9 protein-coding genes are annotated in these 26,051 nt (G+C 33.7%); 8 read left to right on the top strand and 1 reads right to left on the bottom strand.

Features of this window, described 5'->3' with window-relative positions:
* Position 1 precedes the first annotated feature (1 nt).
* The 5 genes from ACW5YJ_RS00645 to ychF all read left to right on the top strand — a co-directional run bounded on the left by ACW5YJ_RS00645 (position 2) and on the right by ychF (position 6,486).
* Positions 2-2,650 carry a DUF2309 domain-containing protein gene (locus tag ACW5YJ_RS00645; RefSeq protein WP_457338323.1) on the top strand — a complete coding sequence of 883 codons (2,649 nt, stop codon included), beginning with the start codon at positions 2-4 and terminating at the stop codon, positions 2,648-2,650.
* A gap of 186 nt (positions 2,651-2,836) precedes the next feature.
* Positions 2,837-3,205: a Na-translocating system protein MpsC family protein gene (locus ACW5YJ_RS00640; RefSeq protein WP_017723392.1), complete on the top strand. Its 369-nt coding sequence runs from the start codon at positions 2,837-2,839 to the stop codon at positions 3,203-3,205.
* 1,062 nt (positions 3,206-4,267) lie between these two features.
* Entirely contained in the window at positions 4,268-5,152 is an 885-nt protein-coding gene (locus ACW5YJ_RS00635) for a mechanosensitive ion channel family protein (RefSeq protein WP_017723391.1), read from the top strand.
* 21 nt (positions 5,153-5,173) lie between these two features.
* A complete protein-coding gene (locus tag ACW5YJ_RS00630; RefSeq protein WP_017723390.1) occupies positions 5,174-5,389 on the top strand; it encodes a DUF951 domain-containing protein in 216 nt (71 codons plus the stop codon).
* A complete protein-coding gene (ychF, locus tag ACW5YJ_RS00625) occupies positions 5,389-6,486 on the top strand; it encodes a redox-regulated ATPase YchF (protein WP_017723389.1) in 1,098 nt (365 codons plus the stop codon). Before ACW5YJ_RS00630 ends, ychF begins: the two co-directional genes overlap by 1 nt.
* 149 nt (positions 6,487-6,635) lie before the next feature.
* On the opposite strand, the gene ACW5YJ_RS00620 is transcribed toward ychF, so the two are convergent.
* Positions 6,636-7,442 carry a GH25 family lysozyme gene (locus ACW5YJ_RS00620; RefSeq protein ID WP_107552514.1) on the bottom strand — a complete coding sequence of 269 codons (807 nt, stop codon included), beginning with the start codon at positions 7,440-7,442 and terminating at the stop codon, positions 6,636-6,638.
* A gap of 427 nt (positions 7,443-7,869) precedes the next feature.
* Here ACW5YJ_RS00620 and rpsF point away from each other — a divergent pair, with 427 nt between their 5' ends.
* From rpsF to ACW5YJ_RS00605, 3 genes are all read left to right on the top strand, one after another.
* Complete coding sequence (gene rpsF / locus ACW5YJ_RS00615) at positions 7,870-8,175, top strand: 30S ribosomal protein S6 (protein WP_017723387.1); 306 nt, start codon at positions 7,870-7,872, stop codon at positions 8,173-8,175.
* A gap of 18 nt (positions 8,176-8,193) precedes the next feature.
* Entirely contained in the window at positions 8,194-8,709 is a 516-nt protein-coding gene (gene ssb / locus ACW5YJ_RS00610) for a single-stranded DNA-binding protein (RefSeq protein ID WP_017723386.1), read from the top strand.
* A 508-nt stretch (positions 8,710-9,217) separates the two neighbouring features.
* Positions 9,218-26,014, top strand: a complete 16,797-nt coding sequence (locus tag ACW5YJ_RS00605; protein WP_457338322.1) for a non-ribosomal peptide synthase/polyketide synthase — start codon at positions 9,218-9,220, stop codon at positions 26,012-26,014.
* The last annotated feature ends 37 nt before the right edge of the window (positions 26,015-26,051 follow it).

Raw genomic sequence — 26,051 nt, 5'->3', positions numbered from 1 at the left:
AATGGGAAACTCAAATACACATTCTATTGCGCAATCGAGTTACATTAATGATATTCGCATGACAGTTGAAACTGCGAGCAAGGTCATTGTTCCTTTATCACCCATTTCAGTATTTGCTGCTAGAAGTCCCTGGTCTGGATTAGAAGATAAAACATTTGATGAAGTAGCAAGTTGGTTAAAGCAAGAAAGTAAAGTTGATATTTATCCAGCGAGAACAACTATTATAGAAGCAAGGCAACAAGGTGAAATAAGCGATAAGTATATAGAACAGCTTTTTCAACAATGGATAGAAGAGACAAAGTTATCTATTCCGAAAGCGCACGCTATTCAATATGGTAAACAAGCATTAAAGTTACGGCCATTGAAGACTTACTCAGAGGAACAAGACGTCATAGATGAACTCGTGAAAGATTTGACGGAAAGTCTGAAGGGGAGTAATACTGCATCCGGACAATTTTCATCAGTGCCATTAATTAGTACATACGTCTTTGATGATAAAAATGAAAAATTAATCGATACGTTAGATTATCATGTAATAAAATGGTGCAAGTTATTTATTGATGACGCCCAGTCCGGATGGACGATGCCAAATAGAGATAAAGGACTTTTTAATGCTTGGCAGAGATTAGTTCCATATGACCCAGCGTTAACTAAACAACAACGTACACGTTTACAATCATTGCCAAATGATGCTGAATCATTACTTAAAACCTCATTAAACAATCTAGGTATTAAGGATATAGAAATTCAAACATATTTAGAGAATCATTTATTATCATTGCCAGGTTGGGCAGGTATGATGATGTGGCAAGATGACCATCATAAGAAGGTTCATGATTTATTATTTACTTATCTTGCTATACGTGTTGCGATGGAATGGGCAATCGTAGAGCCTCATTTACCTGTAACTCCTCCAGATGCTAAAGATGACAGTGTTTTGGAAACAAGCATTGTGTCATGGCTGCAGTGGGGTGGATTTACGGTAGAAACTTGGCGTACGTTAAGTATAGAAGAAAAAGAACAATATGTGCAATTTGCGCAAGAGTTTAATGAACAATTGTGTCGGAAATTGTGGTTGGAAGCATGGGAAGAAACCTATAATGAACAATTAAAGGGTATGATTGTACCAGATCAACCTCACCAAATAACAGCACAAAAAGTAGAAGTTCAAATGGCTTTCTGTATTGATGTAAGGTCGGAGCCTTTTAGAAGACAGATTGAAGCAGCTGGACCGTTTGAAACTCTGGGTATTGCAGGTTTTTTTGGGTTGCCAATAGAGAAATCTGAGTTAGGAAGTAAGTACAATCATCCGTCATTACCAGTTATGAATCAACCACAGCATAAAATCCAAGAATACACACATGAACGTGAGCCTAATGCATTTCAACAACGGAAGCATGCATTAGAATCCGTTACTTATACATTTAAAAAAATGAAACAGAACGTTTTGCCTAGTTTACTTTTACCGGAATTGAGTGGACCTTGGCTATCGCTACAAATGTTAACGAGAAGTTTTATCCCGAGACGTGTGGGAGCGATGATTCGTAAGTTTTATAGCAATTGGTTACAAAAACCACAAGATACTACTTTAACATTGAATCGTAATCAACATCATAACAATCAACATATGCATTTTGAAGATGAATTACCAATTGGTTTCACCAAAACAGAAAAAGTAAATTATACATTACAAGCACTAAAATTAATGGATTTAACTAAAGACTTTGCACCGTTAGTTGTGATGTGTGGTCATGGTAGTCAAAGTGCTAATAATCCCTATGCAGCCTCATTAGATTGTGGCGCCTGTGGTGGGGCAGCGAGTGGTTTCAATGCTAAAGTGTTGGCTCATTTGTGTAATATGACAGAGGTCAGAGAAAGTTTATTACAGGAAGGTATTAAAATCCCAGAAGAAACTATTTTTGCAGCTGCAGAACATCAAACTTCAGTAGATGAATTGAAGTGGATATATTTACCTGAATTATCTCAAGAAGCACAAATAGCTTATGAAAAAATAGAAGCGGCAATGCCTCAAATAAGTTATGCCGCAAGTGAAAAAAGGTTGGCGCAGTTACCTGATAATAATATAGTTAAGCCAAACCCAGTCAATCAAGTTCATCGTAAAGCTAATGATTGGAGCGAGATAAGACCAGAATGGGGATTAGCGAAAAATGCAGCGTTTATTATAGGCCAACGTGAATTAACTAAAAATAGTGATTTAGCAGGTAGAGCCTTCTTGCATAATTATGATTGGCAACATGATAAAGGTGGTAGCATATTAGCAAATATTATTGCCGGTCCAGCACTTGTTGCGCAATGGATTAATCTGCAATACTATGCGTCGACAGTAGCGCCTCATTTTTATGGTAGTGGTAGTAAAGCAACGCAAACAGTAACGGCGGGTATCGGTGTTATGCAAGGAAACGCCAGTGATTTATTAACGGGACTGCCATGGCAATCTGTAATGGCGTCTGATAACAAGATGTACCATTCGCCGATAAGATTATTGATTGTTATCCAAGCACCACAGTCATTTATCAAAAACTTATTGGATAATGACCCTGATTTTAATCAAAAAATAGTTAATGGTTGGGTTAGATTAGCCAGTGTTGATGAACAAGGTTTATGGCATGATTGGACAACTAACCTTTAAGTGGTTGTGGGGACATCTAATGTCTCCACATTTATAACATTTAATAAATAAATTTGATATATGGTTGAGATAGCTTATATTTCCTAGGCAATATAGCATAGCTATAGAGAAAATTGCTGAAAAATGGTACTGTTATCTTTGTTAAAATAAATTTCTAATTTTGGTTCTACAGGAGATGTATATTTAATGAAAAAAACCAAAGGTACCTATGAATCTGAAATCAGTAAAGCAATTACACAATGGGAAAAAGACTTCCTTGGTCGTGGTTCTCTTTCAGTTAAAACAGACATATTGCGTGATATGATTATAGTCAGTTTGCAAGGTGTATTGACACAAGCAGAGTATAAAGTTTGTGGCACGAATGAAGGGTTATTAACGATTAAACGAACACGTTCTAAACTTGTAGAATCAGGTATAGAAGAACTTAATAAAATTGTGCTGTCAATTTCAGGGGAAGAAGTTAAAAGCTTTCATACAGACTTGAGCTCTATAACTGGAGAACGTATAATGATTTTTAAATTATATAATGATTTAGAGAAAAAGTTTGCTGAGTAGTAATGACTAATTTTTCGAAGTAATACACTTAATTTATTAATAAATTAAGTGTATTTAGTATGTGTAACGTTGAAAAGTTGTTAGAAATAAATTAAGCACATATTTAGGGGTTTGATACTTAAACTAATATTGTATGTGGCAATAACATTAAAAAATGCACATACTGTTGTAAGGGACAGTATGTGCATATTACTAGTTATGAATCAGGAATCCGGAAGAGTAAAGTTTGCGTTAAAAACTATTATCATATAAATAATTGGGTGTTAAAGTATCATAATCTTTAATTAAGATTCTTAGTTAAAGATTCATTGTTCTAAAAGTACTAAAAGTGTAGAACATAAACTAAGTATTACGGGATTAATATTTCAACTTTAACCACTAGCTTGAAAATAATATGTAACTTAGCTATTTAATACCCAACAACGACGAAAAAAAGTATTATTTAAATAAAGTAACATGAATTCGTTTAAAAGCTTGTGTAAAAGTGGTCAGTCATATTAATATACAAAGTTTATTAAAAGCGAGTTCACCTCCTACACATAAATATTATAATAATTGAATAAATTTTTGGTGCAAATTCCCTAACTGAATAAAAACAATGCGTAAATGTTAATATATAAAAATTATTTAAAAATTAATTATATGTAATTTTATACTTATGATTATTAAGCGATTCACATAAAAATGTGATTAATTAAAATCGATTATTTTTATACATTACGTAATTTGAATTTCTTCTGTTCTATAAAAATACACTTGAATTATTATGAAAGTTTATAGTAATATTGCTAATTGGGTGTTAAAGAATCATAATTTTTAATTATGGTTCTTTTTCTTTTGCCATTTTTTAATTACAAAAGTTAAAAATAACGTGACAATTATGCTTAAATACTTTGCTAATGTTTATATTTTTAATAAACTAGATGAGGTTAACTTTTACTGCAATTAAATAGTAGCATAAATTGTGGATAAGATTTTAATTTAGAGCGAAAGTTGGATTTGTTTTACCTTTGAAAAGGTTATAATAAAATGAAGTGAAGTTGTGTTAAGGAGGAAATATAGTTGAATCAAGTGAAAAATATTCTCTATTCTATAATAGAGCCATTATTACAGCCAGAAACATATCAATCATTACTCTCTAATTTAATAATGATAATAGTTTACGTAGTGGCTGCATGGGTTATTTTACATTTTGTGAACAAAGGTATCGCACAGTTCTTTAAAATTCAAAATAAAGGCAAGAATAGTAATAAAAAACGCTCAAAAACTTTAATATCATTAGTGCAAAATGTAGTATCATATGTGGTATGGTTTATAGTGTTGACTACGATTTTAAGTAAATTTGGTATCAGTGTAGGAGGCATTATAGCAAGTGCTGGTGTCGTGGGATTAGCCGTTGGTTTTGGTGCACAAACAGTAGTTAAAGATATTATTACTGGATTTTTTATAATTTTTGAAAACCAATTTGATGTAGGAGATTATGTTAAAATTAGCAATGGTGGCGCTCCAGTAGCAGAAGGTACTGTTAAATCAATAGGGTTAAGATCGATGCGTATTAATACTATTTCTGGTGAGTTGACTACATTACCAAATGGTAGCGTTGGTGAAATTACGAATTACTCCGTAATAAATGGTGAAGCAATAGTAGAAATTCCAGTTTCCATAACAGAAGATATTGATAAAGTGGAAGATGAATTAAATGATTCTTTTGAGGCAATTCGCTCGAAATACTATTTATTTATATCTACGCCAGAGGTGGTTGGTGTAAATTCCATCACAAATAATGAAATCGTATTGCGTATTTCTGCAGAGACGATACCTGGAGAAGGCTTTACAGGTGCACGCATTTTAAGAAAAGAAATATTGAAATTATTTAAACTTAAAGAAATTAAAATGCCACAACCAATGATGGTACAATACGAAGCAAATCAACAAAATAATGCATAAGACGGTCGGAGGTGTTACAGAATGACATCCAATTACGGTTTGAATGATATTGTAGAAATGAAAAAGCAGCATGCATGTGGTACGAATCGTTTTAAAATCATTCGTGTAGGTGCAGACATCCGAATAAAATGCGAAAACTGTCAGCGCAGTATTATGATTCCTAGACAAACATTTAATAAAAAACTAAAAAAAATTGTGGTATCACAACAAGATACTACCGATAAGGAGAATGAATAATGGCTTTAACAGCAGGTATTGTCGGCTTACCAAACGTAGGAAAGTCTACACTTTTTAATGCAATTACAAAAGCAGGTGCACTTGCAGCAAACTACCCATTCGCAACAATTGATCCTAACGTAGGAATAGTCGAAGTGCCAGATAGTAGATTAGACGTGTTAACAGAAATGGTAGAACCGAAAAAAACAATTCCAACTACATTCGAATTTACCGATATTGCAGGTATTGTTAAAGGAGCTTCTAAAGGGGAAGGTTTAGGTAATAAATTCTTATCCCATATTCGTGAAGTAGATGCGATTTGCCAAGTTGTTCGTGCTTTTGACGATGATAATGTTACACATGTTTCTGGTCGTGTAGATCCGATTGATGATATTGAAGTTATTAATATGGAACTCGTATTAGCAGATTTAGAATCTGTAGATAAGCGTTTACCAAAATTAGAAAAAATGGCACGTCAAAAAGATAAAGATGCAGTTAATGAAACTCGTATTTTATCAAGAATTAAAGAAGCTTTAGAAGAGGGAAATCCTGTAAGAAGTTTGGAATTTACAGAAGAAGATCAAAAATATGTGAACCAAGCTCAATTGTTAACATCTAAAGAAATGTTATATATCGCTAACGTAGGTGAAGACGAAATTGGCGATGAAGATAATGAAAAAGTAAAAGCTATCCGCGAATATGCAGCGAAAGAAGATTCTGAAGTTATCGTAATCAGTGCTAAGATTGAAGAAGAAATTGCTGTACTTGAGGATGAAGACAGAGAAATGTTCTTAGAAGATTTAGGTATTGAAGAACCAGGTCTCGATCGTTTAATTCGTACAACTTATGACTTGCTTGGTCTTGCTACTTACTTTACAGCAGGTGTACAAGAAGTACGTGCATGGACATTTATTAAAGGTATGACTGCTCCACAATGTGCGGGTATCATTCATACGGATTTTGAACGTGGTTTTATTCGTGCAGAGGTTACTAGTTATGACGACTACGTTGAATTTAATGGTGAAAATGGTGCCAAAGATGCTGGTAAACAGCGTTTAGAAGGTAAAGAATACATTATGAAAGATGGCGACGTTGTACACTTTAGATTTAACGTGTAAAACAATAGGTCTCCAAATGATATATTGGAATACTGAGGTATAAATATCTCAATATTATAAAACAGGCTGGGGCAATTTAAATTGTCCCAGCCTTAATCATTAGATTGATAATAGTTTAAGATCTATTCCCTTTATTATGTTTATAAAGGTTAAGAGATGAACCAATCAGTACTAACATTTGGTCCTGTATAATTCGCATCTACTTCTTGATTTAATTCAGGGGAAGCATAGCTATCAGTATACTGCCATAAAACGTGATCGCGAGTAGGCTGACCTGGGTTGTAGTTAGCCATCCAGTAGCCATCATAATTTTCTACAGATTGTTCAGCATGTTCTAACATGAAATTTTCGTATGAATAAAATAGTACTTTTTTATTTCCAGCTAAACCTTTCATTTCATCATACCAAGCATCCGTGCTTTCTTCGGTAGTGCCAGAAGTAACTGAATTTTGTTCAAAATCATTTATATAAAAACTTGCTTTTGGAGCTCGGTTATATAAAGTTTGCGCCTCATATCGTGCGTCATCAGGGTTTTCATACATACTATATGAATATACACCGAAATCTAAGTTGTGTTTGTCTAATAAATCAGAATTGTGTTCTAAGGACTCGTCTATTTTTTCTGAACCGTATTGGGCTCTAATGATAATGAAATCATAGTTTGCTTTTAAGTCCTTTACTTCTTGTTCAGTCAAATCGCCTTGCCATTCAGAAATATCTAAAATACGTTCGCCATTTTGCGTAGTTCCAGCTTCTGATTGAATATCATTAGAACGGTTTGATTTCTCTTGATTTGTACCGTTTTCTTGATGTTTATTTAAATATTGTTGGTATCCATATCCCATTGTTCCTTTTTGACTTGAGGTATTATCAGCTGCATATGCAGAGTTAATAGTTGTTGTTGATGCAAATAATACACACACTGTAACAAATCCTTTTTTAATTGCAGAAACCATAACATACTCCTTTGTTTATGTACTTAAAAAATACTACTAAAATAAAGTGGTTAAAAATATAAAAAACGAACATAGTGGTTATGCTAGTAGAATTAAAGTAGATTTTCAACCTTAGCTTAAATGACATTTATTTTTTATTAAAATAATGAATTGTGATTTATAAATTTAAATAAATGAAATGGTGTCAATTTATTTAATATAAAGTAAGCGGCCATCTATAATAGGAGAAATAGCTATTGCAAAATTAATGTTTTCGAATGTTTCATATGAAACATGCATATTAAATTAAGCAACTGCTAAAGATGTATAACCATTGTAAAAAGTAAATGCTTGTGCTATAATTCTTGATTGTGAGTAATGAAAATTATTCCTTGCTTGTCACAAATGATGACGAGCCGTATAGACCACAAGGAGGTGCAATTATAAAATGAGAACATATGAAGTTATGTACATCGTTCGTCCAAACATTGAAGAAGACGCTAAAAAAGCTGTCGTTGAACGTTTCAACGGAATCTTGGCTTCTCAAGGATCAGAAGTTTTAGAAGCTAAGGATTGGGGCAAACGCCGTTTAGCATACGAAATCAATGATTTCAGTGAAGGTTACTACAATATCGTACGTATCCAAACTTCTGATAATGAAGCTACTGACGAATTCCAACGTTTAGCTAAAATTTCAGACGATGTAATCCGTTATATCGTAATTCGTGAAGACGAAGATAAGACAAGAAAATAATAGATGGGGGTCGTTTAAATGATAAATAGAGTTGTTTTAGTCGGTCGTTTAACGAAAGATCCAGAATATAGAACAACACCCTCAGGCGTGAGTGTTGCGACTTTTACTCTAGCAGTAAACCGTACGTTTACAAATGCGCAAGGGGAACGCGAAGCAGATTTCATTAATTGTGTCGTTTTTAGAAAACAAGCAGATAATGTAAATAACTACTTGTTCAAAGGTAGTTTAGCGGGCGTTGACGGTCGCATTCAATCACGTAGCTATGAAAACCAAGAAGGACGTCGTGTTTTTGTAACTGAAGTAGTTTGTGATAGCGTTCAATTCCTTGAACCTAAAAATCAAAACCAACGTCATGGTCAAGAAAGTAATAATAATTTCCAAAACTTTGGCGGACAACAATCAGGACAAAATACAGCGTCATATCAAAATAACAATAATAATAACAACAATACATCAAATAATAATCAATCAGATAATCCATTTGCAAATGCAAACGGACCTATTGATATTAGTGATGACGATTTACCGTTCTAATCTACAAACATTGTGTGAATGTTGTGTAGACTATTTAAAAGTATATTAAAATGTGTGAAATTATATTATATGTGTGTGTAAATGTGTGAAGTATAATATGATAACTAATACATCTTCAAGTATTGAAGGTGTATTTTTTTGTTTTTATAAATATGTGTTTACTGAACTGAGAAAAAGTCGTAAGAACATGATGTAAATAGAGTTTAATTAAAAACCTGCGTTTTAAAATAACTGAAAAATCAGAATAATACAATAGAATTAAGTACAATCCAAGAGTGTATTATTACTTTAATAACAAATAAAGTTTAATGTAAGATTATAATTAATTAAAGTAATTAATTAATGCTAAATTAAAATAAATTACCAAAGATTTATAAATGTTTAAACAACTGATAATTGGGAATTTATTTAACTGTACTGTAAATAAAAAATATAATATCATTGAAGAATGCTTTAAATAATATTATTATAAGTTATGTACTATATATTTATAGGGGGGCAGCTTTAATTGGCGAATAAAAAATTGTTATCATACGCACAAAAGGAAATTTTACAAATAGAACAATTTTATGAGAACACTAGCATTAATAATATTGCTGGTATTGTTCATATGAATAATGGTTTAGGATATGACGAAGTAAATGAAGCCTTCAATAAAATCATAGAGCAACATGACACTTTAAGAATAAGAGTTACTAGAGAAGAGGGAGAATACAAGCAGTATCTAGTGGACTATGAACATCAAGATTTTGAGTTTGTAGACTTTTATCAAGATGAAGTTGGCTATGATAAGTGGGTTCGAGAAAGTGCTACTATGAATATCTTTAACTTGGATGAACCACTTTATAGAGTGATTATAGCTAAAGCGCCTCAGGGACATTATGTAATATTCTTGTTACAACACCATTTAATTAGTGATGCATGGGGTGTAACAATTGTTGTAGATAACCTATCTAAAAAATTAGTGGGTAAAGAAGATAAAGAGACAGAAAGTGCAGCCTATTTTGAGGCAATTTCTACAGAAATGGATTATGAAACAACTAAGCGTTTCACAAAAGATAAAGATTTTTGGTTAGAAAAATTAGAAAATTTCGAAGACAACATCCTCTTTGAGAAGACAACATTGGACAGTGCAGTTGGTAAGAGAATAAGTATTAACTTGTTGGATCAAGATGCTGAAAATGTTAAACGTTTCTGTGAAGAAAATGATGTGAGTATAAGTAATCTTTTTTCAGCAATAATGCATATAATTAAACATAAAAAAACATTGTCTAAAACTAATTCTGTTGGATTGCTGATACATAATAGGAATAATCGAAAAGAGAAAACTTCCACAGGAGTATTTTCAAGAGTATTACCCATAATCGTTGAAATGGACAAAGAAGCAACTGTTAAATCTTACTTAAACAAGATTAAGCTAGAAAGTCTTAATGTGTTAAAACATAGAAAATACCCATACGAGTATATTGTTGAAAATAGTGGGAATAAAAAAGGTTTAGTAGACTGCTTTGTGTCCTTCCAAAATGCACAATACGATGCTGAATTTATGAATGATGGTTTCCTAGATGAATGGTTAGACAACGGGACAAACAATGCGCCATTAAGTGTTAACATCAGTAATAGAAGCAGTAAAAATGGCTTAGATATAGATTATGATTATCAAATTGATGTATTGGATGAAGCAGGTGTTTATCAATTACATGAGACGATCTTACATGTCTTGAATAGCATGATTGAAGCACCGGAACGCAAAATTAAAGACATTGAAATTGTCTCTGGTGAAGAAAGAGAAATGATTTTAAATGACTTTAACAATACGGATTTAGCATTGAATAATAGCCAATCATTTATCGAACGATTTGAAGAACAAGTATCTAAATTTCCAAACAAAACAGCAATCAAATATGAAGGAGAAAGTCTAACTTATAAAGCGTTCAATGCCAAGGTCAATCAAATGGCATATCGTTTGCGTTCTGAAGGAGTCGAATCAGAGTCTCTTGTTGCTGTAATGGCTAACAGAAGCCTAGAAATGTTAGTGGCTATCTATGGAATTATCAAAGCAGGCGGTGCTTATGTTCCAATAGACCCTAATTATCCAGCGGACCGTATTAACTACATTTTAGAAGATAGCCAAGCAACAGTACTCTTGACAGATAATGAGTTGCAAGAAACAATCTCATATGACCATAAAGTGATTGATATCTCTAATAATGAGACATTAGCCTCACTCCCTACTGCCAATTTAGAGCATATTACAGATGTAAACAATTTAATGTATGTCATCTATACATCAGGGACAACAGGTAAGCCTAAAGGGGTTCTTGTTTCAGGAGAAAGTTTAATGAACCGTTTGAATTGGCTTATAGATAAGTATGATATTGGCAATGAAGATATAGTCTTCTTCAAAACACCATTTACGTTTGACGTATCTGTATGGGAAGTATTTGGATTCGGAATGATTGGCGCCCAAGCAGTACTATTACCTTCAGGCGAAGAAGGTAACCCTGAAAAAATTACTTCAGTTATACAAAATGACACGCCTACAATGGTCCACTTTGTGCCATCAATGTTTAACGTGTTTATTAACTTTATTAAAGCGACAAACCAAACACAAATGATTTCGAGTCTAAGATATGTCTTAGCGAGTGGAGAAGCGCTAAAACCGAGTATCGTAAATCAATTTAACGAGCTTATTGGTAGTAAAAATAGTACACAATTAATAAATTTATATGGCCCAACAGAAGCAACAATTGATGTTACGAGTTTTGACTTTGACCATAATGTTAAATATGACGTAGTACCAATTGGGAAGCCGATTGCGAACACACAAGCTTATATTTTAAATGAAGATAACAATGTAATGGGTATTGGCGTACCAGGTGAATTGTGTATTGGGGGTATCAACGTTACAAGAGGTTACTTGAACCGTCCTGAATTAACACAAGAAAAATTCGTTAATAATCCATTTGGAGAAGGCAAAATATACCGTACAGGAGATTTGGCTCAATGGAATAATGACGGCAATATTTCTTATCTAGGTCGTATAGATGAGCAAGTTAAAATTCGTGGTTACCGTATTGAATTAGGTGAAATCGAGAGTATCTTGCGTAAGAATGATGACATTTTAAATGTTGCAGTTGTTGCTAAGCCTATTATTGATGATGAGTTATCAATTTGTACTTATATTGTTTCAGACCAAACAATAGATTTCGAATCATTAAAAGCTGAATTAAGCCAACAATTACCTGAATATATGGTACCAACTTATATGATGCAAGTTGAGGAGTTACCTGTATCTTCAAGTGGTAAGCTAAATAAAAAAGCTCTACCAGAAATAAAAGTAGGAAATTTGGAGTATGTTGCGCCTAGAAATGATATGGAAGCGATGGTCGTTGATATATTTAGCGCTACATTAAATATAGAACGCGTAAGTATCTTTGATAACTTCTTTGAAATTGGTGGACATTCACTTAAAGCAATTAGTGTAATAAATGAAATTGAAAGTAAAACTAATAAGCGTTTACCTCTGAAAAAAATATTTGATAATCCAACAGCTGCTCTACTTTCAAAAGTGATTGATAGCGAAGTAAGCGATGCGATTGAACGCCGTATTCCTTTAGCAGAAACTAAACCGTATTACCTCACTTCTTCACCACAAAAACGTTTATACGTTTTAAATGAAATGGTTGAGGGACAAACTGCTTACAATATGGCGAGTATGTTAGAAATTCGAGGTGAGGTTGATGTAGAACGTGTGAGAAATACGTTCCAAGCACTGGTAGATCGTCATGAAGCATTGAGAACACACTTTGACACTGTTGATGGTGAACCAGTTCAAATTATTGATGATGAAGGCAGCATCCAGATTGATTATGAAGAAACGCAAACGGAAGATTATGATACGTTGTTGAGTGATTTTGTTAAACCGTTTGATTTAACAACCGCACCTTTATTAAGAGTTAAAGTTGTTAAATGTGCAGAAAAACAATACATCTTATTATTTGATATGCATCATATTATTTCTGATGGTTTCTCTATTAATCTCATCATCAAAGAATTCACAGCACTATATAAAGGCCGTACATTAGATGAATTAACAGTACAATACAAAGATTATAGTGAGTGGATGCGTTCGCGTGATTTAGCTGAACAACGTCAATTCTGGGTATCTCAATTTAAAGAAGAAGCACCAGTACTAGACTTGCCATACGATTACGCTAGACCAAATCAACAAAGCTTTACAGGTAGAACAGTAAGTATGGATATGCCAGAAAAGACAAGAAATGCTATTAATCAACTGTCTCAAGCTACTGGTACTACAGATTATATGATTCTATTGTCCTCATTTATGGTGTTATTGCATAAATATAGTAGACAAGAAGATATTGTTGTAGGTAGTCCGATTTCTGGTCGTACACACAAAGATACAGAAAATATGTTAGGTATGTTTGTTAATACATTGGCAATGCGTTCTAATCCAGAGCGTAACAAGTCATTTGAACAATTGTTAGCAGAAGTTAAAGATACATCATTACAAGCTTTTGATAATCAAGAATATCCGTTAGAGGCACTTGTAGATGAAATTGTAGAAAAACGTGATCTAACACGTAATCCATTATTTGATGTGCTCTTTACATTACAAAACAATGAAAATGAAAGTTTCCAAATCGATGATTGGTCAACAGAGCAAAAAGAGGCTTCGTTTACTAATGCAAAATTTGATTTGAGTATGACAGTTTATGACAATAATGGTTATAAAATTGCCTTAGAATACGCACAAGAATTATTTGAACAAGATACGATTGAGCGTATGTTAACGCACTTTATGGAATTACTTTCAAATATAGCAGATCAACCAACATCTAAGATTAGTGAAATTGAAATGGTGACACAAAATGAAAGAGACGTTATATTTAATGACTTTAATAATACGACGGTGCCATTTAATAACACGCAAACATTTGTTGAGCGTTTTGAAAATCAAGTTGCGAAGACACCAGATAAAACGGCAATTTCCTATGAAGGTGAAAGTTTAAGTTATCACGCATTAAATGAACGTGCGAACCAACTAGCATATCAACTACGTAATGAAGGTGTGACAGCAAATTCTCTTGTCGCATTAATGACAAATCGCCGCTTAGAAATGATTATCGGCATATACGGTATTCTTAAAGCGGGTGGCGCATATGTACCTGTGGATCCAAATTATCCTAAAGATCGTATTAATTATATTTTAGAGGATAGCCAAGCAACTGTATTATTGACTGATAGAACACCAGATAGTGACATTGCTTATGATAATACAGTGATTGATATCACTAAGAACCAGGTACTGAAAACGTTGCCGACAACTAATTTAGAGCATATCACTGATGTCTCTAATTTAATGTATGTTATTTATACATCTGGAACGACTGGTCGTCCGAAAGGCGTTTTAGTTGCTGGTGAAAGCGTAATGAATAGACTGAACTGGGTTTATGATAAATATCATATCGATAGCGATGATATTATTTGTTTCAAGACGCCCTTTACCTTTGATGTGTCAGTTTGGGAAATTTTCGGTTTTGCAATGGTTGGTGCACAAGCTGTGCTATTACCTTCAGGAGAAGAAGGTAATCCTGAACAAATTACTTCTCTAATACAAACATCTGAAGCAACAATGGTCCACTTTGTGCCATCTATGTTTAATGTATTTATTAATTACATTAAAGGTACAAAGCAAGCACACTTAGTTTCTAGCTTAAGATATGTTTTAGCAAGTGGTGAGGCACTTAAACCAGAATTAGTAAACCAATTTAATGAATATATAGGTGGAAAAAATAACACACAATTGATTAACTTGTATGGCCCTACTGAAGCAACGATTGATGTAACAAGTTTTGAAACATATAGTGATGTTCACTATACGAATATTCCAATTGGTAAACCGATTGCCAATACACAAGCTTATATTTTAGACGAAGATAACCATGTTATGGGTATTGGTGTTTCTGGAGAGCTTGTAATAGGCGGGGTCAATGTTACAGAAGGTTATTTAAACCGCCCTGAATTAACGCAAGAAAAATTTGTCGACAATCCATTTGGTGAAGGCAAACTGTATCGTACAGGAGATTTAGCTCGATGGAATGCTGACGGTAATATTTCATATTCTGGTCGTATTGATGAACAAGTTAAAATTCGTGGTTACCGTATTGAATTAGGCGAAATTGAAAGTGTCTTACGTCAGAATAAAGCTATTTTAGATGTAGCAGTTATTACAAAACCTATGGTCGATGGAGAATTAGCAATTTGTGTTTATATAGTGTCGGATCAAGTTATTGACTTTGATGCAGTAAAAACAGAATTAAACCATAAATTACCAGACTATATGGTTCCATCTTATATGACTCAAATAGATGAACTACCAGTATCTTCAAGTGGTAAGTTAAACAAACGTGCGTTACCAGAAATTAAAGTTGAAGGTAAGGTTTATGTAGCACCTGAAACTGAAACAGAATCTATGTTAGCTTCTATTTTTGAGTCTGTTTTAAATATTGAGAAGGTAAGTACAAATGATAACTTCTTTGAAATTGGTGGTCATTCGTTAAAAGCAATCGGTATTATTAATAAGATTGAGAGTGAAGTCGGTAAACGATTACCATTGAAATTAGTGTTCGAAAGTCCTACTATTGCACAACTTGCAAAAGTTGTTGACACATATACTGATAATGGAAATAGTCAAAGTATCCCTCAAGCTGAAAGTAAACCGTATTACTTAGCATCTTCACCACAAAAACGTCTATATGTTTTAAACGAAATGGTAGATGGTCAAACAGCGTATAACATGCCGAGCGTGTTAGAAATTCAAGGTAATGTTGATGTATCACGTGTAGAAGATGTATTCCAAAAATTAGTAAATCGTCACGAAGCGTTAAGAACTCATTTTGAAACGATAAAAGGCGAGCCCGTTCAAGTAATTAATGACTCAGCAACTATCGTTGTAGATTACCAAGAAATTAATGAAGAAGACGAATTTGCTATACTAAATGAATTTGTTCAACCGTTTGATTTAGGTCAAGCTCCGTTATTAAGAGTTAAAATAGCTAAAATAGCTGAACAACGCTATGTACTACTTTATGACATGCATCATATTATTTCTGATGGTTTCTCAATCAACATTATCATGAAAGAATTTTCTGCTTTATATCATGAACGAGCGTTAGAGCCATTAAGTGTACAATACAAAGATTATAGTGAGTGGATGCAAGCACGTGACTTAAACGACCAACGTGAATTTTGGTTATCTCAATTTGAAAATGAAGCTCCTGTCTTAGATTTACCTTATGATTACGCTAGACCTAATCAGCAAAGCTTTACTGGAAAAACAGTGAGCTTGGAAATGCCTGAGGACGTTCAAAAGGCTATCCATCAATTGTCTCAAACAACAGGCAGTACGGATTATATGATTCTGTTGTCATCATTCATGGTGCTATTGCATAAATATAGTAGACAAGAGGATGTTGTTGTAGGTAGTCCTATTTCAGGACGTACACATAGAGATACTGAGGATATGCTAGGTATGTTTGTTAATACTTTAGCAATGCGTTCGTACCCAGAAAGAAATAAGACATTTAGCCAATTATTAGATGAAGTTAGAGAGCTAGCTTTAAAAGCTTACGATAACCAAGAATATCCTTTAGAAGCATTGTTAGATGAAGTCGTAGAAAAACGTGATTTAACACGTAATCCTTTATTTGATGTGTTGTTCACGTTACAAAATAATGACAAGCAAAGCTTACAAATAGATGATTGGTTAATACAGAAAAAAGAAACTTCAAATACAAACGCAAAATTTGATTTGAGTATGACAATTCATGAAAACGAAGATTATAAAGTCTCACTAGAATATGCACAAGAGTTGTTTAGTGAAGATACAATAGAGCGCATGTTAGCGCATTTTGTAGAAATAATTTCTAGTGTAGTACGTCGCCCTGAACAGAATATCAGTGATATTGAAATAATCACTGATGCTGAAAGAGAAACAATTCTAAATCAATTCAATGATACAGAATTAGAATTAAATAATACTGTGACTTTTGTAGAACGCTTTGAAAAACAAGTGGAACAAACTCCAAATAAAACTGCAATCACATTTGAAGGTGAACACTTAACTTATCAAGCGTTAAATGAACGTGCGAACCAAGTAGCATATCAATTACGCAACGAAGGTGTGAAACCAAATGATTTAGTCGGTATTATGTCTCAACGTCGTTTAGAAATGATGATTGGTATATACGGTATCTTGAAAGCTGGTGGTGCTTATGTGCCATTAGATCCAAATCATCCACATGAACGTACGAATTTTATCTTGCAAGATAGTAATCCGCGTGTCTTACTAACAGATGAAAAAATAGATTATGATATTAAATTTGATAATGAAATCATTAAATTAACAAATAACACAGCTCTTAATAATTTACCAACAGAGAATCTGCCTCTTGTAATAGATGAAACAAACTTAATGTACATCATCTATACATCAGGTACGACAGGCAAGCCTAAGGGCGTTATGGTACCTTACAGTAGTGTTATGAATCGCTTGAACTGGATGGTTGATTATTTCGGTTTAGGTACAGAAGATAAAATATTATTTAAAACACCATTTACTTTTGACGTATCTATTTGGGAAGTCTTTGGTTGGGCAGTCATGGGTGGCGAAATTATCATGCTACGCTCAGGAGAAGAGAGTAACCCAGAGAAGATCGCTTCTGTAATCGATCAACACGATATCACAATGACTCATTTTGTTCCATCAATGTTAAGCGTCTTTATCGATTTCATCAAAACAAGTCATAAGGAGTCTGAAATTGCTTCATTAAATCATGTGTTTACAAGTGGTGAAGCATTAAAAGCAGAGCACGTTAACCAATTTAATGATTTAGTTGGTTTAAGAAATAACACATTACTTTACAATTTATATGGGCCTACGGAAACGACGGTTGAGGTAACATACTATCCGGTCTTTGCAGGTCAATCATACACAGAAGTACCTATTGGTAAACCTATCGCTAATTCTCAAGCCTATATCATGAATGAAGATGATAATTTATTGGGTATCGGTGTGCCAGGAGAACTTTGTATTGGCGGTACAGCTGTAACAAATGGTTACTTGAATCGTCCAGATTTAACTGCTGACAAATTTGTGGACAACCCATTTGGTGAAGGTAAAATGTATCGAACTGGCGATTTGGTTAAATGGAGCAAGGATGGCCAAATTGATTATATAGGACGTATTGATGAGCAAGTTAAAATTCGTGGCTATCGTATTGAACTTGGTGAAATCGAAAGTTCAATTGCTCAAATTGATAACATTTCAGAAGTTGCAGTAGTTACTCAATCAGACGAAAATAATGCAGATTTAATGATTGCTGCATATGTAGTTTCAGAAAGTGTAGTAGATTTTGATTCCATTAAAACGACGCTTGGTAAACAATTACCTGACTATATGATTCCTACATTGATGATGCAAATTGACAGCTTACCAGTGACTGCGAATGGTAAATTAGATAAAAAAGGATTACCAAAAATTAAGCTTGAAAACAAAGCCTATGTGGAACCAAGAAACGCAACAGAAGCGACGATTGCAGAAGTGTATGGTGAAGTATTAAATCTTGATAACGTTAGTGCTTTGGATAATTTCTTTGAAATAGGCGGACATTCATTAAGAGCGATTAGTGTAATTAATGAAATTGAAAGTAAGATGTCTGTACGTATGCCATTGAAAGCTATTTTCGAAAATCCAACAGTATCACAATTGTCTAAAGCAATTGGTACTCATGCTGGCGAATTAAGCAGCCAAACTATCCCATTGGCAGAAACGAAAGCGCACTATTTAGCATCTTCACCACAAAAACGTCTTTATGTTTTAAATGAAATGATGGATGGTCAAACAGCTTATAATATGCCAAGTATGTTAGAAGTTCGTGGAGAAGTAGATGTTGAACGTGTACAAAGTGCATTCCAAAGCTTAGTGAATCGTCATGAAGCATTGAGAACACATTTTGATACGGTAAATAGTGAACCAGTTCAAATCATAGATGAACAGGCAAACATTACGGTTGATTATGAAGAAGTATCGACTGAAGACTATGAACAACTTTTAAATCGCTTTATTAGACCTTTCAATTTAGCGCATGCTCCATTACTTAGAGTGAAAGTAGTTAAATGTGCCGAGCAGCGTTACGTATTGCTATTCGATATGCATCATATTATCTCTGATGGCTTTTCAATTAATCTAATCATTAAAGAATTTACTGCTTTATATCACGGACAAGCGTTAGAAACCTTGACTGCGCAATATAAAGATTATAGTGAATGGATGCACACACGTGATTTAAGTGATCAACGCGCCTTCTGGTTATCACAATTTGAAGAAGATGCACCAGTTCTAGATTTACCTTATGATCACGCGCGTTCTATTCAACAAAGTTACACAGGAAAATCTGTAAGTGTTGAAGTACCGGAAGAATTACGTCAAGAGATACAAGAATTATCACAGACAACAGGTAGCACGGACTTTATGATTCTATTGGCTTCATTTAATGTATTATTGCATAAGTATAGTCGCCAAGAAGATATTGTTGTCGGTAGCCCTATTTCAGGAAGAACACACAAAGATACAGAAAATATGCTAGGTATGTTTGTAAATACGTTAGCTATGCGTGCATACCCAGAGAGAAGTAAAACGTTTAATCAATTACTCTCTGAAGTCAAAGATACTGCATTGAAAGCATACGATAATCAAGAATATCCGTTAGAAGCTCTTGTAGATGAAATAGTTGAAACACGTGACTTAACACGTAATCCATTATTTGATGTACTATTCACATTGCAAAACAACGAAACAGAAAGTCTTCAAATAGAAGATTGGTCTATTGAACAGAAAGAACCTTCAACGACTAACGCGAAATTTGATTTAAGTATGACGATTTTTGATGATGATGGTTATAAGATTTCATTGGAGTTTGCAGAAGAATTGTTTAATCAAGATACAGTCGCGCGTATGTTAGATCATTATTTAGAAATATTGAAGCATAGTGTTCAACAACCTGAACAAAAAATCAGTGATCTTCAAATGATTACCAAACAAGAAGAGGCTAAAATATTTAATGAGTTCAATGATACAGCTGTTCCGTTCAACAACACTAAAACTTTTGTGGAAATTTTTGAAGCACAAGTAGCCAAAACACCTAATGAAATAGCTATTACCTATGAAGGTGAAAGTTTAACTTACGCAATGTTAAATGCTAAAGCGAACCAACTTGCGAACTATTTACGTATTGAAGGTGTTCAACCTAATACGCTCGTCGGCTTGATGACGAATCGTCGATTAGAAATGATGATTGGTATCTACGGTATTCTCAAAGCTGGTGGTGCTTATGTTCCTATCGATCCAAACTATCCAAGTGATCGTATCAACTACATTTTAGGAGATAGTCAACCAAACGTACTGTTAACTGACCAAACGTTAGATGCAACAATAGACTTTAATAAAGCCGTATTGAACTTAACAGACGATTCAGTAGTAGAGACACAATCAACAGATAATTTATCCAAGGTTACAGATGTCAAAGACTTGATGTACGTTATTTATACATCTGGTACAACAGGTAAACCAAAAGGCGTTATGGTACCGTATAAAGGAGTAATGAACCGTCTGCATTGGATGATTGATAAATATTACATCAACAATGAAGATACGATTTTATTTAAGACACCATTTACGTTTGATGTTTCTGTTTGGGAGATATTCGGACCAACTATGGTTGGCGGTCAAGCAATACTCTTACCTTCAGGTGAAGAAAGTAATCCTGAAAAAATAACTTCACTTATTGATCATCACAACATTACAATGGTTCATTTTGTGCCATCTATGTTAGGTGTGTTTATCGACTTTATTAAATCAACTAATAGAGTAGAAGATATTGCTACAGTTAACTATGTACTTGCTAGTGGTGAAGCATTAAAAGCAGAACAAGTAAATCAATTTAATGCTTTAATTGGCGAACCAAACAATTCATTATTGATTGATTTATATGGTCCAACAGAGGCTTCAATCGAAGTGATTTATTACCCATGTGCGCCGGGTGAAACGTATGACAAGATCCCAATTGGTCGTCCAATCGCAAACATTCAGGCTTATATTATGAATGAAGATGAAAGTTTAATGGGTATCGGCGTTCCAGGAGAATTATGTGTCGGTGGCGTAGGTGTTACGAAAGGTTACTTAAATCGACCGGATTTGACGGACGAGAAATTTATTGATAATCCATTTGGTGAAGGTAAATTATATCGTACGGGCGACTTGGCAAAATGGAGTACGACAGGTAACGTTGAATATCTTGGCCGTATTGATGAGCAAGTTAAGATTCGTGGTTATCGTATTGAGTTAGGTGAAATTGAAAGTTTATTACGTCAGATTAATCTGATTTCAGACGTAGCAGTCGTTGCTAAACCAATGGCTGGTGAAGAATTGGCAATTTGCGCTTATTTAGTTTCAGATGAAAGTATTGACTTTGATGAGATTAAATCACAACTTAATCAAAATTTACCAGATTATATGGTACCAACATATATGACTCAAATCGATATTTTACCAGTAACATCAAATGGTAAATTAGATAAAAAGCAATTGCCTGAAATCCAGGTTGAAAGTGAAAATTATGTTGCTCCTACAAATGAGATAGAAGAAATGCTCACAAATATTTTTGGTGAAGTATTAAATATTGAACGAGTAAGTATATATGATAATTTCTTTGAAGTAGGAGGACACTCACTAAAAGCCATCAATGTGATTAATAAAATCGAAGGTGAAACTGGTATACGTTTACCATTAAAAGTAATATTTGAAAGTCCTACAGTTGCACAACTTGGAAAAGTATTAAATGACCAGGAAAGTAGCTTGGATGGACAAAATATTCCTATAGCTGAATCGAAGTCATACTATCTGGCATCTTCTCCGCAAAAACGCTTATATGTGTTGAATGAAATGGTGCAAGGTCAAACGGCTTACAATATGCCAAGTATGCTAGAAATTAATGGTGTCGTTGATGTAGCACGTGTTGAAGATGTATTCCAAAGCTTAGTGGAACGTCACGAAGTATTGAGAACTCATTTTGAAACGATAGACGGGGAGCCCGTACAAATTATAGATGAACAGGCAAATATAACTGTAGATTATGAAGAAACAGGTATAGATGATTATGAAACATTATTGAATAACTTTGTAAGACCATTTAATTTAAGACACTCACCATTATTAAGAGTGAAAATCGTTAAATTGGCTGACAAACGTCATATCTTACTCTTTGATATTCACCATATTATTTCAGATGGTTTCTCTATTAATCTAATTATTAAAGAATTTATCGCACTATATCACGAAAGAACTTTAGAACAGCTAAAAGTACAATACAAAGATTATAGTGAATGGATGCATAGTCGTGATTTAAGTGATCAACGTGCTTTCTGGTTGTCTCAATTCGAAGATGAAGCACCAGTATTAGATTTACCTTATGATCATTCAAGACCTAAACAACAAAGCTTTACAGGTAAAACGATATCAGCTGAAATGCCTAAAGAGACAAGAGATGCATTACATGAATTGGCTCAAAGAACTAATAGTACAGACTATATGATTTTACTGTCTTCATTTATGATTTTATTGCATAAATATAGTAGACAAGAAGATGTGGTTATAGGTAGCCCAATCTCAGGGCGTACACACCAAGATACAGATAATTTATTAGGTATGTTTGTTAATACGTTGCCTATGCGTGCTTATCCTGAAAATAACAAAGCATTCAATCAATTTTTAGATGAAGTGAGAGATACTGCACTGAAAGCATATGATAATCAAGAGTATCCATTAGAAGAATTAGTGGATGAGGTTGTAGAAAGACGCGACTTAACACGTAACCCACTCTTTGATGTGCTATTCACGTTACAAAATAATGAAACACAAGATCTTCAAATTGAAGATTGGGACATTAAAGAAAAACAAGCAACAAACACAAAAGCTAAGTTTGATTTAAATATGATGATTGAAGATAACGAAGCATACAAAGTGTCACTAGAATACGCTGCAGAATTATTTGAACCACAAACAGTTGAACGTATGTTGAATCACTATCTGAAAATATTAAGCGAAGTGGTACAACATCCAGCCCAAAATATTAGTGACATTGATATGACTACAGAAGAAGAGAGAACACAGATTCTCGATGCATTTAACGATACGTATGCCGATTTACCTAATAATCAAACATTTGTTGAACGTTTTGAAAAACAAGTTGCGAATACACCAAATCAAACAGCCATCACATTTGAAGGTGAAAGTTTAACTTACAAAGAACTTAATGTACGTGTGAACCAACTAGCTCATAAATTACGTGCAGAAGGGGTAGAAGCTAATTCACTTGTAGGTTTAATGACGAATCGTAGCATAGAAATGATGGTAAGTATATACGGAATATTAAAAGCTGGCGGTGCTTATGTACCAATGGATCCTAGTCAACCTAGTGACCGTATTAACTATATCTTGAATGATAGTCAGCCAACATTGTTGATTACAGATCGCCCATTAGATACAAGTATTGAATTTGATAGAAATGTAATTGACGTAACTGAGAAAGATGAATTTGCTAATTTATCAATGGACAATTTAAACCACATTACAGATGTATCTGATTTAATGTATGTAATATATACGTCAGGTACGACAGGTAACCCTAAAGGGGTGGTTGTTCCTTACGAAGGTGTGTTGAACCGTCTGAATTGGATGATTGATGAGTATGACTTTACTGAAGAAGATATCATCATGTTTAAAACACCATATACATTTGATGTATCAGTTTGGGAAATTTTCGGATTCGCTATGGTAGGTGCGCAAGCCGTGTTACTGCCGTCTGGAGAAGAAGGAAATCCAAGTAAAATCACATCATTAATTCAACAACATGCAATTACTATGATTCATTTTGTACCTTCGATGTTAGGTGTGTTTGTTGATTATATTAAATCAACAAATGAAGTGGCTGAAATAGCATCTATTAATACAGTTCTTGCAACAGGTGAAGCACTGAAATCTGAACAAGCAAACCGCTTTAATTCGATAATCGGTCAGCACAATGATACATTGCTAATTGATTTATATGGTCCGACAGAAGCATCAATTGAGGTAACTTATAATCCGTTACCACCAAATCAAGAGTACGATATTATAACAATTGGTCGACCAATTGCTAATGTGCAAATGTATGTTCTAAATAATAATAATCAACATACAGGTATCGGCGTTCCAGGAGAGCTTTGTATTGCAGGTGTTGCTGTAACAAATGGTTACCTCAATCGTCCTGAATTAACACAACAACAGTTTATTGATAATCCATTCGGTGAAGGAAAAGTATACCGTACAGGTGACTTAGCAAAATGGACATCAGATGGAGAAATAGAATATTTAGGTCGTATAGACGAACAAGTTAAAATTCGTGGTTATCGTATTGAACTTGGTGAAATTTCTAGCCACTTATTACGTATTGAAAACATTTCTGATGCAGGTGTCATTGCTAAACCAATGGCTAGCGAAGAACTAGCGATTTGTGCCTATCTTGTTGCTGATCAGCCAATTTCATTTGCTGATATTAAGACTGAACTTGCACGCAAAGTACCAGACTATATGGTGCCAGCTTATATGACGCAAATAGAACAATTGCCGGTTACATCTAATGGTAAGTTAAACAAGCGTGCATTACCTGAAATTGAAGTTGAAAGACAGGAGTTTGTTGAACCTAGAAATGAAATCGAAGCAGATGTTGTTCAAGCAATGAAAGAAGTATTAAACACTGATAGCATAAGTGTTTATGACAATTTCTTTGAAATTGGTGGCGATTCTATCATAGCGATTAAACTGACATCGTTATTATCAAAATCATATAACATTTCAATTAAAGATATTTTCGAACTACAAACGATTGATCGTATCAGTGAGTCTATAGCTGCAAAAGATCAAACAAATATTCTAACTAAGTTAGAAATGCTTAAAAATATAGATACTGCACAAGGACATCAATTCAGTAGTGAATTTATTCAAGAAATTAATGAATATAAAGAAGAAAGTGTAGAAAATTATGAAGTTATTAGCTCTGGAGCGGTTAAACAAGGTAAAAATGTATTGCTCACAGGAGCTACTGGATTCTTTGGTATATACATGTTGAACAATTTATTAGAAGATACAGACTTCAATATTTATGTCATGGTAAGAAGTAATAAAGAGGTTAACGGAGAAACGAAATTATATCGTAACTGGATTTATTACTTTGAATCTCAAATTGACCCTGAATATGCAGAAAGAATCCATATCATTGAAGGTAATATCGAGTTAGAAAAACTAGGCATGACATCAGAAACTTACGAGTCGTTATCTCAAAATATCGATATGATTGTGAACGCTGCGGCGAATGTTAGCCACTTTGCGACAACAGATGCTTCATACGGTGCAAACGTTGGCGGTATTGAACAACTAATTCAATTTGCAAAATACAATCAATCTAAAGAGATTCACCACATGTCTACAATTTCTATTGCTTCAGGTAAGGTAGACGACAAAGCACAGTTAACATTTTCAGAACATGACTTAGATTTAGGTCAGGTAATGAATAATGTTTACTTAGATACTAAGATAGAAGCTGAAAAAGTATTGATTGCTAGTAGAGAGCAAGGTGTAGAAACAAATATTTATAGATTAGGTAATTTACAATGTGATTCTCGTACAGGAGTATTCCAGAAGAATGAAGAAAACAATGCTTTCTATAGCATTATAAAATCATTTAGAAATCTAGAAATATTCCCAGATTTAGAAAATGATGATTTAGAATTTACTCCTGTTGATCAGGCAGCTAAAGCATGTAGCCAATTGATTAAAAATAATCAACTAAATAACGAGATCCATCATATATATAATAATAACCACCTTTCACTTAAACAATTGATGCATGTGTATAATCAAAATAATTACCATATTAAAGATGTACAGTGGAATGAATTTGTGGATTACTTAATGCATTGTATTAAAGAAGATGTAATGAGCGATCAAATCAACGATTTCCTATTGCATACAGGTGTACTAGATAACAATATTTTCAACAAATCTCATTTTGAAGTATTAGACTTTAAAACTAATTTCATACTTGAAAAGTTAAACTTCAAGTGGCAACCTACTGAAGATGAAACATTATCTAAAATGATTAGTCACCCAAAAAATAATTTCTAATTACAACTATGAAGTAGCAAAATAATAACTTGCTACT

It is taken from the genome of Staphylococcus sp. mip270_02, from assembly GCF_054031535.1.
The sequence above is the reverse complement of the archived record's forward strand: the minus strand, read 5'-3'. Positions and strand labels throughout refer to the sequence as shown.

Excerpts from the sequence above, each read along its gene's own strand:
- ACW5YJ_RS00630 (WP_017723390.1), top strand. The coding sequence starts at position 5,174 with ATGACATCCAATTACGGTTTGAATGATATTGTAGAAATGAAAAAGCAG.
- ychF (WP_017723389.1), top strand. The coding sequence starts at position 5,389 with ATGGCTTTAACAGCAGGTATTGTCGGCTTACCAAACGTAGGAAAGTCT.
- ACW5YJ_RS00620 (WP_107552514.1), bottom strand. The coding sequence starts at position 7,442 with ATGGTTTCTGCAATTAAAAAAGGATTTGTTACAGTGTGTGTATTATTT.
- ssb (WP_017723386.1), top strand. The coding sequence starts at position 8,194 with ATGATAAATAGAGTTGTTTTAGTCGGTCGTTTAACGAAAGATCCAGAA.
- rpsF (WP_017723387.1), top strand. The coding sequence starts at position 7,870 with ATGAGAACATATGAAGTTATGTACATCGTTCGTCCAAACATTGAAGAA.
- ACW5YJ_RS00640 (WP_017723392.1), top strand. The coding sequence starts at position 2,837 with ATGAAAAAAACCAAAGGTACCTATGAATCTGAAATCAGTAAAGCAATT.
- ACW5YJ_RS00645 (WP_457338323.1), top strand. The coding sequence starts at position 2 with ATGGGAAACTCAAATACACATTCTATTGCGCAATCGAGTTACATTAAT.